Origin of the sequence: Microbacterium sp. 4NA327F11 (assembly GCF_005503465.1) — a bacterium.
Taxonomy (GTDB): domain Bacteria; phylum Actinomycetota; class Actinomycetes; order Actinomycetales; family Microbacteriaceae; genus Microbacterium; species Microbacterium ginsengisoli.
In genome coordinates, this window is record NZ_SCOB01000005.1 from 68,065 (window position 1) to 81,509 (window position 13,445).

The window sequence follows — 13,445 nt, forward strand, 5'->3', positions numbered from 1 at the left end:
TTCGGTCGATTCTAGCGACGAGCAGAGCGGATGCCGCGGCTACCGCGCGCGCGGATGCGAAGACGCGTAGACCTCCCGCAGCGTGTCGACGCTCACGTGCGTGTAGATCTGGGTGGTGGCGACGGAGGCGTGTCCGAGCAGCTCCTGCACGACGCGCACGTCCGCCCCGCCCTGCAGCAGGTGGGTCGCGAAGGAGTGCCGCAGCGTGTGCGGGGACACGTGGGCGTCGAGGCCGGCGCGCTCCGCGGCATCCTGGATCACGAGCCACGCGCTCTGCCGTGACAGCGGGGCACCGCGCACCCCGAGGAAGAGGCGCGCACTCGCCCGCCCACGGCGGGCGAGGTCGGGTCGCACCCGCGTGAGGTAGGCCCCGAGCGCCTCGCGCGCGTACGAGCCGAGCGGCACGATGCGCTCCTTCGACCCCTTGCCGCGCACGCGCACGATCTCGGTGTCGATGACGTCGTCGACATCTAGGGAGACCGCCTCCGACACGCGCGCTCCGGTGGCGTACAGCAGCTCGAGCAGCGCGCGGTCGCGCAGCTGCACCGCGCTCGCGTCATGCTGCGCGCCCGGGGCGGGGCCGGCGCCGTCGAGGAGCCGGTCGACCTGGTCGATCGTGAGCGCCTTCGGCAGGCGCTTCGGCAGCTTCGGCGCGACGAGCCGCGTCGTCGGGTCGACCTCGGTCCAGCCCTCGCGCAGCGCGAAGCGGTGCAGTCCCCGCACCGACGACTGCAGGCGCGCGAGACTGGATGCCGCGGGCCGCGGCTCGCCCGAGGCGACCTCGGCGAGGAACGCGTCGACATCGTTCGCCGTGAGCGCCGCGACATCCGTCACGTCGCGCGTCTCGAGCCACGCCAGGTAGCGCGCGAGGTCGCGGCGGTACGCGGCGAGGCTGTGCGGCGACAGCCCGCGTTCGATCGTGAGGTGGCGCAGGTACCGGTCGAGGGCGCGCTCGGGGGTCACGGTCGCGCCGCTCCGGTCACGCCTCGCGGCGCAGGCGCTCGGCGGCGGCGAGCGCGCCGGCGGTCAGGATGCCGTTGCGGATGCGCCCCTCGAGCACCGCGTCGACGACGTCGCGGATCGCGATCCACTCCACGCGGATGTCGCGCTCCTCCTCCTCGCGCGCGAACGCCGTCGTGGTCGCCGACAGTCCGCGGGCGAGGAAGACGTGCACGATCTCGTCGTTGCCGCCGGGCGTCGTGTAGATGCTCACGAGCGGTTCCCAGCGGGATGCCTCGAGGTCGGCCTCCTCGGCGAGCTCGCGCCGCGCGGCGGTCGCGGGGTCCTCCCCCGCGATGTCGAGCAGGCCCGCGGGGATCTCCCAGTCGCGTCGACGGATCGGGTGCCGGTACTGCTGGATCAGCAGCATCCGTCCCTCATCATCGACCGCGACGATCGCGACGGCGCCGGTGTGATCGACGTACTGCCGCACGATCTCGCCGTCGCCGTAGCGCACGGTGTCGCTGCGCACGTCCCACACCTTGCCGGCGAAGACGAGTTCGGAGGCGACGACCTCGACGTCGACGTGCTCGTCGGCGAGGCCGCGCGGGTCAGTCGTGTTCGACATCGAAGAGCTCGCTCGCACGACGACGGTCGAGCGACGCGCCCACGAGGCCGCGGAAGAGCGGATGCGGCGTGGTCGGCCGCGAGCGCAGCTCGGGGTGCGCCTGGGTGGCGATGTAGAACGGGTGCACGTCGCGCGGCAGCTCGACGTACTCGACGAGGTTGCGGTCGGGCGAGAGGCCCGAGAACACGAGGCCCGCCTCGGAGAGCTGGTCGCGGTAGGCGTTGTTGACCTCGTAGCGGTGACGGTGTCGCTCGGACACGCGCTGTGCGCCGTAGAGCTCCGCCGCGAGCGATCCCTCGCGCAGTTGCGCCGGGTAGAGGCCGAGACGCATCGTGCCGCCGAGGTCGCCGTGGTCGATGATGTCGACCTGCTCGGCCATCGTCGCGATGACGGGGAACTCGGTGTCGGGGTCGAACTCGCTCGACGAGGCGCCCGGCAGGCCGGCCTTGTTGCGGGCGTACTCGACGACCATGCACTGCAGGCCGAGGCACAGGCCGAGCGCGGGGATGCCCTGCTCGCGGGCGAAGCGCAGCGCGCCGAGCTTGCCCTCGATGCCTCGGATGCCGAAGCCGCCCGGCACCACGATGCCGTCGACGGCGGCGAGCGCCTTCTCGGCGCCCTCGGGGGTCTCGCAGAGGTCGGACGGGATCCACACGACGTTGACGTGCGTCTCGTGGGCGAAGCCGCCGGCTTTGAGGGCCTCCGTCACCGACAGGTAGGCGTCGGGCAGGTCGATGTACTTGCCGACGAGCCCGATCGTGACCTCGTGCTTCGGGTTGTGCACCGCCTGCAGCACCTTGCTCCACCGGCTCCAGTCGACGTCGGCCGCGGTGTCGAGGCGCAGCGCGCTGACGATGTAGTCGTCGAGTCCCTGGTCGTGCAGCATCGTCGGGATGTCGTAGATGCTCGGCACGTCGACGGCGTTGACGACCGCACCCTCGTCGACGTCGCACATGAGCGCGATCTTGCGCTTGTTCGACTCGGTGACGGGGCGGTCGCTGCGCAGCACGAGCGCGTCGGGCTGGATGCCGATCGAACGGAGGGCCGCGACCGAGTGCTGCGTCGGCTTCGTCTTCTGCTCGCCGGACGCACCCATGAACGGCACGAGCGACACGTGCACGAAGAACACGTTCGCGCGGCCGAGCTCGTGACGGATCTGCCGCGCCGACTCGATGAACGGCTGCGACTCGATGTCGCCGACCGTGCCGCCGATCTCGGTGATGATGACGTCGGGGCGCGGGTCCTCGCTCGCCTGCAGGCGCATGCGGCGCTTGATCTCGTCGGTGATGTGCGGGATAACCTGCACGGTGTCGCCGAGGTACTCGCCGCGGCGCTCGCGGGCGATGACCTGCGAGTAGATCTGGCCGGTGGTGACGTTCGCGGCCTGGCTGAGCTCGATGTCGAGGAAGCGCTCGTAGTGGCCGATGTCGAGGTCGGTCTCGGCGCCGTCGTCGGTCACGAAGACCTCGCCGTGCTGGAACGGGTTCATCGTGCCCGGATCGACGTTCAGATACGGGTCGAGCTTCTGCATGACGACTCGGAGTCCCCGCGCGGTCAGCAGGTTTCCGAGGCTGGCGGCGGTCAACCCCTTCCCCAACGACGAAACGACACCACCGGTGACGAAGATGTGCTTGGTGGTGCCGTTAGGGGTTCCGTGGGGGGCTGACTCAGTCGTATGCATCACGGGCTTTCATCCTATCAGCGGGTCGGGGGTGCGAGGTCCAGCAACTCGCGGGCGTGGCTCAGCGCTGACGCCGAGTCCGAGAGCCCCGACAGCAGCCGGGCCATCTCGGCCTCGCGCTCGGCGCCGTCGAGCCGGCGCACGCTCGAGGACGTCACCGAACCGTCGCTGGCCTTGACGACGGTGAGATGGTTGCCGGCGAAGGCGGCCACCTGCGCGAGGTGGGTGACGACGATCACCTGGGATGTCTCGGCGAGCCGGTGCAGCCGGCGACCGACCTCGATCGCCGCAGCGCCTCCGATGCCCGCATCGATCTCGTCGAACACGAAGGTCGGCACCGGGTCGGTGGAGGCGATGACGACCTCGATCGCGAGCATCACCCGGCTGAGCTCGCCGCCCGAGGCGCTGCGTGCGACAGCGCGTGGCTCGGCGCCGGGGTGGGGCGCCAGCAGGATCGCCACCTCGTCCCGACCCGATGACGAGTCCGCGGTCGCGGTGACCGAGATCGTGACGGTGGCATCGGGAAGCGCCAGGGCGTGCAGCTCGTCGGTGACGGCCGTCGCGAGAGCGGATGCCGCCTGCTCCCGCGCCTCCGTGAGAGCGGATGCCGCGGCATCGAGGTCTGCGGCCGCGACAGCGCGCTCGGCGTGGAGGGCGTCGACCCGCTCGGGGTCGTCGTCGAGGTCGAGCAGACGCAGCGCGCCCGTGCGGGCGAGCTCCAGGGCGGCGTCGAGGGAGCCGTGGGCGCGCACGAGCGCGCCCAGCGCGGCCCGCCGCTCCTCGAGCGCGGCGAGCTCCTGCGGACCCGACTCGTCGAGGTCGGCGAGGTAGGCGGCGAGGGCGGCCGCGGCATCCGTCGCCCGGTATCCGAGCTCGGTGACCTGCGCGGCGATCTCTGCGAGCGCGGCGTCGTTGTCGGCGGCACGTTCCAGCGCGTGCCGCGCCTCGCCGAGCAGGCCGATCACGTCGGGGAGATCGTCGTCGCGGGAGAGCGCATCGTGCGCCTGGGTCGCGGCGGCGCGCAGGTCTTCGGCGTGCGCAAGGCGTTCTGCTCGCGCAGCGACGTCGACGTCCTCCCCCGGCTGGGGATCGACGGCCTCGATCGCCGCGAGGTCGGCGCGCAGCGTCGCCGCCTCGCGCGACCGGGCTTCGCCGTCGCCCTCCACCTCGGACAGCACACGGTCGAGTTCGCGCACCCGGACGTAGGCGGCGCGGTAGGCCTCGAGAGCCGCGGTGATCGTCGCCCCGCCGAACCTGTCAAGGGCGTCGCGCTGGGCGGCGGCCGAGCGCAGACGCAGCTGGTCGGACTGCCCGTGCACGACGACGAGGTGCTCCGCGAGCTCGGACAGCACCCCGACCGGGGCGCTGCGCCCGCCGACGTAGGCACGACTGCGCCCCTCGGCGCTGAGCGAGCGACCGAGCAGCAGTTCGGCGCGGCCGTCGCCGAGGTCGTCGAGGTCTCCGCCCGCGTCGGCGACGCGCTCGGCGACGGCACCGGTCGTCGGAACGATCCAGACGCCATCGACGCTCGCCGCGGATGCCCCGGCGCGCACCGCGCCCGAGTCGGCGCGGGCACCGAGCACGAGTCCGAGGCCGGTGACCACCATGGTCTTGCCGGCGCCGGTCTCTCCCGTGATCGCCGTGAAGCCGGGACCGATGGGCAGCACGGCGTCGTCGATGACGCCGAGGCCCTGCAGGTGCAACTGTTCGATCACGCGTCGTCGCTCTCGTCCCGGGCCCCGCCGATGATCGGGTGGGTGCCGGTCGACAGCTCGTCGGGCCCGCGCCAACCGTCCACCGGCAGATGGAACTTGCGCACCAGCCGGTCGGTGAAGGCGGGCGCGTGCAGACGCGCGAGACGCACCGGCTCGGGAGAACGGCGCACCACGACGCGCGCACCGGGAGGCAGCTCATGCGAGCGACGACCGTCGGCCCAGAGGATGCCGACCCCGTCGGTGCGCGCGAGCACCTCGACCGCGACGGCCGCCTCGGGTCCCACGACGAGCGGCTTCGCGAACAGGGCGTGGGCCGACAGCGGTACGACGGCGAGCGCCTCGACGGACGGCCAGATGACGGGACCGCCGGCCGAGAAGTTGTAGGCGGTCGACCCGGTCGGGGTGGACACGACGACCCCGTCGCATCCGAAGCTCGACAGCGGACGCCCGTCGATCTCGATGACGACCTCGAGCATGCGCTCGCGGCTCGCCTTCTCGACGGTCGCCTCGTTCAGCGCCCAGGTCTCGTAGACGACCTCGCCGCGGCCGTTCTTCACCCGCACCGACACGGTCAGGCGCTCCTCCACGCGGTACTCCCGCGAGATGACGCGCGCGACGGCTTCATCCAGGTCGTCGCGCTCGCTCTCGGCGAGGAACCCGACATGACCGAGGTTGATGCCGAGGATCGGCACCGCCGCGCCGCGCACGAGCTCCGCCGCACGCAGGATCGTGCCGTCGCCGCCGAGCACCACCGCGATCTCGACCCCGTCGACCGGCACCTCGATGCCGAGACGCGGAAGGTTCGCGGCGGCGGGCAGCACTTCGCCGAGCTCTTCCCGGTCGTCACGGGCGAGCACGGGCGATGCACCGGCATCGAGCAGGGCGCGGATGACGCGTTCCGCCGCATCGACCGTCGCCGCACGACGGGCGTGGGCCACCACCAGGATGTAGCGTTCCTCGCTCATCGCCCTCCCGTCATGCCGTGAACCGCCTCGCTCCATTCTGTCGGAAGCGTCCCGCCGCCCGGCCGCAGGTGCACGAGATATTCGCGATTCCCGTGCGTTCCGGCGATCGGGGAGGAGACGACGCCGGCGGTGCCGAGGCCCAGATCCCAGGCGGCCCACAGCACGCCGTTGACGGCGTCCTCCCTCAGCGCGGGGTCGGTCACGAGTCCTCCCGTGACGGCGGTGCGGCCGACTTCGAACTGCGGCTTCACGAGCAGCACGATGTGGGCATCGGATGCCGCCACCTCCGCGGCCGCGGGAAGCACGAGGCCGAGCGAGATGAAAGACAGATCGCCGACGACGACGTCGGGAGCGGCATCCTCACCGGTCGCCCCGGCGAGCGCGGCACGGGTCATGAATCGCACGTTGAAGCCCTCGACCGCCGTCACTCCGGGGTCGCGCGCGATCTCGGGGGCGAGCTGGCCGTGGCCGACGTCGACGGCGAGCACGCGCCGCGCGCCGCGCTCACGCAGTACCTGCGTGAATCCGCCGGTCGAGGCGCCCATGTCGAGCGCGAGGCGCCCTGTGACGTCGATCACGAAGGCGTCGAGCGCCGCGATGAGCTTGTGCGCACCCCGGCTGACGTAGTGATCGGATGCCGCCACGTCGAGGTGCGCATCGTCGCTCACCGTGGTCGAAGCTTTCACCACCGGCGTGCCGTCGACGGTGACGAGCCCGTCGGCGATGAGCGTCGCCGCGTGCGTGCGGGATCGGGCGAGTCCGCGGCGGGCGAGTTCGGCGTCGAGGCGCCCGGCCATCAGGCCCCGGGCGCGGCGTCGAGCCGGCGGGTGAGGTCATCGAGCACGTGCTGATAGCCGGCGGCGCGCGCGGCGAGCGGCTGCTGCTCGATCACCTCGAGCTCGCCGACGAGGTCGGGGCGGGCGTCGGAAGGCTCGGGCGCGGCGGTCGACATGCCCCCAGGATACGTGTCGGCACAGCGCACCGGCGGGCTCCCGCGCCCGTGGCGCGAACGACCGGCGTGGCCGCCTCAGCTCACGCGGAACGGATCGGCGTACAGCTCCTCCGGCACACGGAACCCGAAGATCGCGCGCCCGCTCCCCCAGATCGCGGCCGCTCCGGCCCGCAGCAGGTCGATCGGCTCGTCGCCCGCGGAGATCACGCGCAGATCGACGCCGTCGATCGCGACCTTCGCCTTCCCGACAGTCGTCACGTCCCCGGAGGTGATCGTCTCGGGGTAGGGCGCCGTCAGGTCGCGGAGGTCGCGGAGGATGAACGTCGGACGCGAGGTCTCGGGCGCGGCGAGCACGTGCTTGGGCCGGTCGATCCCGGTGAGCACCAGCGCCGACGCGATGTCAGCGGCTTGGGCGCCCGCGATGTCGGTGTCGAGTCGGTCGCCGATGAAGAGCGGATGCTGCGCCCCGAAGCGTGCGACGGCCTCGTGGAAGATCGGGGCCTCCGGCTTTCCGGCGACGACCGCGAGCCGGCCGACGGCCGTGTGCACCGCCGAGACCAGCGTGCCGTTGCCCGGCGCGATGCCGCGGCCCTGCGGGATCGTCCAGTCGGTGTTGGTTGCGATCCAGGGGATCCCGCCCTCCTCCTCCGGCGTCGCGAGGGCATAGGCGGCTTCGGCGAGATCCTTCCAGCCGACCTCGGGAGCGAAGCCCTGCACGACGGCTGCGGGCGCATCGTCGGCGCTGCGGGTGACGGCGAATCCGGCCTTCTCGACCTCGGTGACGAGCCCATCGCCGCCGATCACGAGGATGCGCGACCCCGCGGGCACGCGCGCGGTGAGCAGCCGCATCGCGGCCTGCGGGCTCGTGACGATGTCGGTCGGCTGCACGCCGGCCAGACCCAGCTCGCGCAGGTGGGCGGCGACGGTGGCGTCGGTGCGCGACGCATTGTTGGTGATGAAGCCGAGGCGGCGGCCCGAGGCCGCGGCCGCGTTGAGGCTCTCGACGGCGTGCGGAATCGCCCGCGGCCCGGCGTACACCACACCGTCGAGGTCGGCGAGCACCGCATCCACCCCGTCGAGGGGGGCGGATGCCGCGGCCTTCCGCCCGAAGATCATCGCGCGTCCTCGTCGTCAGCGGAGTCGGCGACCTTCTCGTCGTCCGCGTCCGCTGCGACGTCGTCCACGGGCTGGGCAGGCGCGCGCAGAGCGTCGTCCGCCTCATCGCCGACGAGCTCGTCGTCCGCCTCATCGATCTCGGATTCGGCCGGCGCACGCAGCTCGTCGCGCGCCTCGTCCTCGCTCTCGTCGAGAGTCTCGTGCTCGTCGGCGTCACGATCCTCCACGTGCGCCGAGTCTTCGACGCTCTCGACGGTGTCGTGGGCGTCCTCGTCCTCATCATCGTCGTCCGAGATGACGATGAGCTCCTCGTCCTCGCCGAACCCATTGGCCTGGTCGATCGCGTCCGCCGCGATCTCGGCACGGCGGTACCACTCGGATGCCTCGGCCTCCCGGCCGAGCTCCTCGAGCACTCCGGCCCGCGCCGCGAACAGCGCGGGGCTGTAAGAGAACGCACGGTCAGGGTCGAGCTCGGGAATGTCCAGCTCGGTCAGCGCCCGATCGGCTTGTCCGAGGTCGAGGCGGGCACCGGAGAGGGCGATCGCCAGTTCGACGCGCTGCTCGGCATCGAGAGTCGAGACATCGACCGCCCGACCCTCTTCGAGCGCACGGTCAGGCCGACCGATACCCCGCTCGCTGTCGACGATCAGGGCGATCGAGTCGTCACGACCGGAGATACGGCGATAGGTCCGCAGCTCACGCAGGGCGAGCGCGAACTCGCCACGCGCGTACGCGGTGATGCCGGCGGTCTGCCGCACGATCGCGATACGCCCGGCGCGCCGCACGGCGGCCTGAGCGTGCGCGTCCGCTCGTTCGGGGTCCTCGTCGATCAGGCGGCTCGCCATCACGAGATGGCGGGCGACCTCCTCAGCGTTCTCCTTGCTGAGGGTCTTCAGCTCGTTGCGGGCGCGGCCGTCGAGGTCACGTCCGGTGACGTCCTCGGGAACGAACGGCTCGACAGGGCGGTCAGCGCGGGCGTCCTGCGGCGGGCGCGAGGAACGACGATCGGATGCCCCTTCCCCCCGGTAGCCTCCGCGCTCCGCACCCCGATCAGCACCCCGGTCCGCACCGCGATATCCGCCACCCTCGGCGTTGCGTTCAAACGGACGGTAACCGCCGCGATCCGCCGCACGATCGTGCGAGCCGCGGTACCCACCACGATCTCCGCCACGATCGGGCCCGCCTCGGTAGCCGCCGCGATCCGCCCCACGATCCGACGCACCGCGGTACCCGCCGCCCGAAGGCGCGCCGCCCACGCGGCCGCTGTCGCCACCCCGTGCGGATGCACCGCGATAGCCGCCCTGTCCGTCCTGGGAGCGCGGAGGCCGCGAACCGCCGAACCCAGTCCGACGCTCACCGCCGTTGTACGCACGAGAATCGCGTTCTCCACCGGAACCGCGAGGGGATGAGGTGCCCCCGGCCGGGCGGAAGCCGCCCTGATCCGTCGCCCGATCTCCCGAAAGGTACGGCCTGTCTCCCCGGGGGGAACGATCATCGTTGCTCGGCCGACCGCCGGAGCGATACGGACGATCGCCGCCATCACGGCGCGGACGATCTGCGCCGTCACGACGGGGGCGTTCACCGTCATACGAGCGGGGCCGTCCCGACGACCCGCCGGGAGAGCGTTCTTGCCCGTCACGGCGCGGGCGGCCGCTGAAGGCGTCGTCTGAGCGAGCCGGGCGCGCACGATTGTCGTCTGAACGACCCGTCCCTGACGCGCCTGACCGATACGCGCCACCTGAAGGGCGGTCCGTACGATCTCCGGAACCACGACGGGGTCCGTTCTGACGTCGATCGCTCGCGCGGCGCTGCTCATCATCTGAGCCAGAACGCTCGCCACGTGTCTCGTCGGCCATCGGCCCTCCTTCAGAATGTCCCGGAAAACAGAAATGGCCACCCAGCACTGGGTGGCCATTTCTCGAAAGAAGTCCGGCGGTGTCCTACTCTCCCACAGGGTCGCCCCTGCAGTACCATCGGCGCTGAGAGGCTTAGCTTCCGGGTTCGGAATGGGACCGGGCGTTTCCCTCTCGCTATGGCCGCCGAAACACTATTGATGTTTCAGTCTGCACAACAAAAGTCATTGTCATGCGGTTCTCGACCGTACATCGAGAACCACTCAGTGGACGCAAGCACCTACAAACGAGGTGTTATCAAGTCATCGGCTTATTAGTACCGGTCAGCTTCACGCGTTACCGCGCTTCCACATCCGGCCTATCAACCCAGTAGTCTGGCTGGGAGCCTCTCGCCCGAAGGCATGGAAGTCTCATCTTGAGGCCGGCTTCCCGCTTAGATGCTTTCAGCGGTTATCCATCCCGAACGTAGCTAATCAGCGGTGCTCCTGGCGGAACAACTGACACACCAGAGGTTCGTCCAACCCGGTCCTCTCGTACTAGGGTCAGATCCTCTCAAACTTCCTACGCGCGCAGCGGATAGGGACCGAACTGTCTCACGACGTTCTAAACCCAGCTCGCGTACCGCTTTAATGGGCGAACAGCCCAACCCTTGGGACCTACTCCAGCCCCAGGATGCGACGAGCCGACATCGAGGTGCCAAACCATGCCGTCGATATGGACTCTTGGGCAAGATCAGCCTGTTATCCCCGAGGTACCTTTTATCCGTTGAGCGACAGCGCTTCCACAAGCCACTGCCGGATCACTAGTCCCGACTTTCGTCCCTGCTCGACCTGTCAGTCTCACAGTCAAGCTCCCTTGTGCACTTACACTCGACATCTGATTGCCAACCAGATTGAGGGAACCTTTGGGCGCCTCCGTTACTTTTTGGGAGGCAACCGCCCCAGTTAAACTACCCACCAGGCACTGTCCCTGAACCGGATTACGGTTCTAAGTTAGATATCCAGAGTGACCAGAGTGGTATTTCAACAATGACTCCACCTGAACTGGCGTCCAAGCTTCAAAGTCTCCCACCTATCCTACACAAGCCACACCGAACACCAATACCAAGCTGTAGTAAAGGTCACGGGGTCTTTCCGTCCTGCTGCGCGTAACGAGCATCTTTACTCGTAATGCAATTTCGCCGAGTTCGCGGTTGAGACAGTTGGGAAGTCGTTACGCCATTCGTGCAGGTCGGAACTTACCCGACAAGGAATTTCGCTACCTTAGGATGGTTATAGTTACCACCGCCGTTTACTGGGGCTTAAATTCTGAGCTTCGCTTACGCTAACCCTTCCTCTTAACCTTCCAGCACCGGGCAGGCGTCAGTCCGTATACATCGTCTTGCGACTTGGCACGGACCTGTGTTTTTAGTAAACAGTCGCTACCCACTAGTCTCTGCGGCCTCCAAACGCTTTCGGAGCAAGTCCTAATACGTCGAAGGCCCCCCTTCTCCCGAAGTTACGGGGGCATTTTGCCGAGTTCCTTAACCACGATTCTCTCGATCTCCTTGGTATTCTCTACCTGACCACCTGAGTCGGTTTGGGGTACGGGCGGCTTGAACCTCGCGTCGATGCTTTTCTTGGCAGCATAGGATCACCCACTTTTTATCCGCATCGTGTCTCAGCCGAACGAGTGACGGATTTGCCTATCACTCAGCCTACGCACTTGCACCAGGACTACCATCGCCTGGCTTGGGCTACCTTCCTGCGTCACACCTGTTAATACGCTAACCGCACCAGCATGGGGTCATGCGCTAGCCCTCACACCGCTTCCCGAAGGATTGAGTATGAGGATTCGGGCATTTAGCACCACTGGATTGATTGGGGCGGTTCTTCGCCGGTACGGGAATATCAACCCGTTGTCCATCGACTACGCCTGTCGGCCTCGCCTTAGGTCCCGACTTACCCAGGGAAGATTAGCTTGACCCTGGAACCCTTGGTCTTTCGGAGGACGTGTTTCTCACACGTCTTTCGCTACTCATGCCTGCATTCTCACTCGTGTCGCGTCCACGGCTGGGTTACCCCGCCGCTTCACTCGCGACACGACGCTCTCCTACCCATCAACACGGCTGGACCACGAAGGCCTACCACTAATGTCAATGCCACAACTTCGGTGGCGTGCTTGAGCCCCGTTACATTGTCGGCGCGGAATCACTTGACCAGTGAGCTATTACGCACTCTTTCAAGGGTGGCTGCTTCTAAGCCAACCTCCTGGTTGTCTGAGCAACTCCACATCCTTTCCCACTTAGCACGCGCTTTGGGACCTTAGTTGGTGGTCTGGGTTGTTTCCCTCTCGACTATGAAGCTTATCCCCCACAGTCTCACTGCTGCGCTCTCACTTACCGGCATTCGGAGTTTGGCTGACGTCAGTAACCTGGTGGGGCCCATCGGCCATCCAGTAGCTCTACCTCCGGCAAGAAACACGCAACGCTGCACCTAAATGCATTTCGGAGAGAACCAGCTATCACGAAGTTTGATTGGCCTTTCACCCCTATCCACAGCTCATCCCCTCAGTTTTCAACCTAAGTGGGTTCGGCCCTCCACGACGTCTTACCGTCGCTTCAGCCTGGCCATGGATAGATCACTTCGCTTCGGGTCTAGGACACGCGACTGAATCGCCCTATTCAGACTCGCTTTCGCTACGGCTACCCCTCACGGGTTAACCTCGCCACGTATCGCTAACTCGCAGGCTCATTCTTCAAAAGGCACGCTGTCACAGCTGCTAGGGCTGCTCCAACGGTTTGTAAGCAAACGGTTTCAGGTACTATTTCACTCCCCTCCCGGGGTACTTTTCACCTTTCCCTCACGGTACTTGTCCGCTATCGGTCATCTGGGAGTATTTAGGCTTATCAGGTGGTCCTGACAGATTCACACGGGATTTCTCGGGCCCCGTGCTACTTGGGATACTTCTCGCGCCAAGTGAGGCATTTCGACTACGGGGTTGGCACCCTCTATGACTGGCCTTTCAATGCCATTCGTCTATACCTTCTTGTCACGCTCGCAATTCGGCAGAACTGCATGAAAAGTCCCGCAACCCCGAACGTGCAACGCCTGCCGGCTATCACACACGCTCGGTTTAGCCTCTTCCGGTTTCGCTCGCCACTACTAACGGAATCACGGTTGTTTTCTCTTCCTGTGGGTACTGAGATGTTTCACTTCCCCACGTTCCCTCTACCCGCCCTATATATTCAGGCGGGAGTCACTGGGTCGGCATGCCGCCCAGCGGGGTTTCCCCATTCGGAGATCCTCGGATCAAAGTGTGCTTATCCACTCCCCGAGGCTTATCGCAGATTGCTACGTCCTTCTTCGGCTCCAGATGCCAAGGCATCCACCGTTTGCTCTTAAAGACTTGAAATCACATGAGCTGATCTATCGATCATTCGTTTGTGAAACGATGCTTACGCATCGTCTCTAAGATGCTCGCGTCCACTGTGTAGTTCTCAAAGTACGGGCGGTACCTTCCCCGCTTGCCGTTACGGCAGCCAGAAAAGGTCCTGAGGTCAGGTTGGGCTCGAAAGCCACACCCGGTCCCTCAGGACCCAACAGCGTGCATGTGCC

At 67.4% G+C, this 13,445-nt stretch carries 10 protein-coding genes and 2 rRNA genes; all 12 read right to left on the bottom strand.

Annotated elements, in window-relative coordinates:
- Positions 1-39: 39 nt before the first annotated feature.
- On the bottom strand, positions 40-963 hold the full coding sequence (gene xerD / locus FFS51_RS04905; RefSeq protein WP_137877706.1) for a site-specific tyrosine recombinase XerD: 924 nt from the start codon (positions 961-963) through the stop codon (positions 40-42).
- A 16-nt stretch (positions 964-979) separates the two neighbouring features.
- A complete protein-coding gene (locus tag FFS51_RS04910; protein WP_137877707.1) occupies positions 980-1,567 on the bottom strand; it encodes an NUDIX domain-containing protein in 588 nt (195 codons plus the stop codon).
- On the bottom strand, positions 1,551-3,248 hold the full coding sequence (gene pyrG, locus FFS51_RS04915; RefSeq protein ID WP_056209549.1) for a CTP synthase: 1,698 nt from the start codon (positions 3,246-3,248) through the stop codon (positions 1,551-1,553). Before pyrG ends, FFS51_RS04910 begins: the two co-directional genes overlap by 17 nt.
- A 17-nt stretch (positions 3,249-3,265) precedes the next feature.
- Positions 3,266-4,963, bottom strand: coding sequence for a DNA repair protein RecN (recN, locus tag FFS51_RS04920; protein ID WP_137877708.1), 1,698 nt, complete (start codon positions 4,961-4,963; stop codon positions 3,266-3,268).
- Complete coding sequence (locus FFS51_RS04925; protein ID WP_056209286.1) at positions 4,960-5,928, bottom strand: NAD kinase; 969 nt, start codon at positions 5,926-5,928, stop codon at positions 4,960-4,962. Before FFS51_RS04925 ends, recN begins: the two co-directional genes overlap by 4 nt.
- On the bottom strand, positions 5,925-6,725 hold the full coding sequence (locus tag FFS51_RS04930; RefSeq protein ID WP_137877709.1) for a TlyA family RNA methyltransferase: 801 nt from the start codon (positions 6,723-6,725) through the stop codon (positions 5,925-5,927). Before FFS51_RS04930 ends, FFS51_RS04925 begins: the two co-directional genes overlap by 4 nt.
- Complete coding sequence (locus FFS51_RS14640) at positions 6,725-6,880, bottom strand: hypothetical protein (protein WP_171006108.1); 156 nt, start codon at positions 6,878-6,880, stop codon at positions 6,725-6,727. The genes FFS51_RS04930 and FFS51_RS14640 overlap by 1 nt, the downstream gene beginning before the upstream one ends.
- A 75-nt stretch (positions 6,881-6,955) precedes the next feature.
- The gene (locus FFS51_RS04935) at positions 6,956-7,996 is read right to left on the bottom strand and encodes an HAD-IIA family hydrolase (RefSeq protein WP_137877710.1); all 1,041 of its coding nucleotides are present in this window, start codon (positions 7,994-7,996) and stop codon (positions 6,956-6,958) included.
- The gene (locus FFS51_RS14805) at positions 7,993-8,841 is read right to left on the bottom strand and encodes a tetratricopeptide repeat protein (protein WP_212742781.1); all 849 of its coding nucleotides are present in this window, start codon (positions 8,839-8,841) and stop codon (positions 7,993-7,995) included. Before FFS51_RS14805 ends, FFS51_RS04935 begins: the two co-directional genes overlap by 4 nt.
- A gap of 47 nt (positions 8,842-8,888) precedes the next feature.
- Positions 8,889-9,911 (bottom strand): hypothetical protein, encoded by a 1,023-nt coding sequence (locus tag FFS51_RS14810; RefSeq protein WP_212742782.1) that lies wholly within the window; start codon positions 9,909-9,911, stop codon positions 8,889-8,891.
- Between the two features lie 12 nt (positions 9,912-9,923).
- Positions 9,924-10,040, bottom strand: a 5S ribosomal RNA gene (gene rrf, locus FFS51_RS04945).
- 102 nt (positions 10,041-10,142) lie between these two features.
- Positions 10,143-13,242 (bottom strand): 23S ribosomal RNA (locus FFS51_RS04950).
- Positions 13,243-13,445 lie beyond the last annotated feature (203 nt).

What these genes read in the sequence shown, in the direction of transcription:
- FFS51_RS04925 (WP_056209286.1), bottom strand. Translation starts at nt 5,928, where the DNA reads ATGAGCGAGGAACGCTACATCCTGGTGGTGGCCCACGCCCGTCGTGCG.
- FFS51_RS04910 (WP_137877707.1), bottom strand. Translation starts at nt 1,567, where the DNA reads ATGTCGAACACGACTGACCCGCGCGGCCTCGCCGACGAGCACGTCGAC.
- FFS51_RS14640 (WP_171006108.1), bottom strand. Translation starts at nt 6,880, where the DNA reads ATGTCGACCGCCGCGCCCGAGCCTTCCGACGCCCGCCCCGACCTCGTC.
- FFS51_RS14805 (WP_212742781.1), bottom strand. Translation starts at nt 8,841, where the DNA reads ATGGCGAGCCGCCTGATCGACGAGGACCCCGAACGAGCGGACGCGCAC.
- FFS51_RS04930 (WP_137877709.1), bottom strand. Translation starts at nt 6,725, where the DNA reads ATGGCCGGGCGCCTCGACGCCGAACTCGCCCGCCGCGGACTCGCCCGA.
- pyrG (WP_056209549.1), bottom strand. Translation starts at nt 3,248, where the DNA reads ATGCATACGACTGAGTCAGCCCCCCACGGAACCCCTAACGGCACCACC.
- FFS51_RS14810 (WP_212742782.1), bottom strand. Translation starts at nt 9,911, where the DNA reads ATGGCCACCCAGTGCTGGGTGGCCATTTCTGTTTTCCGGGACATTCTG.
- FFS51_RS04935 (WP_137877710.1), bottom strand. Translation starts at nt 7,996, where the DNA reads ATGATCTTCGGGCGGAAGGCCGCGGCATCCGCCCCCCTCGACGGGGTG.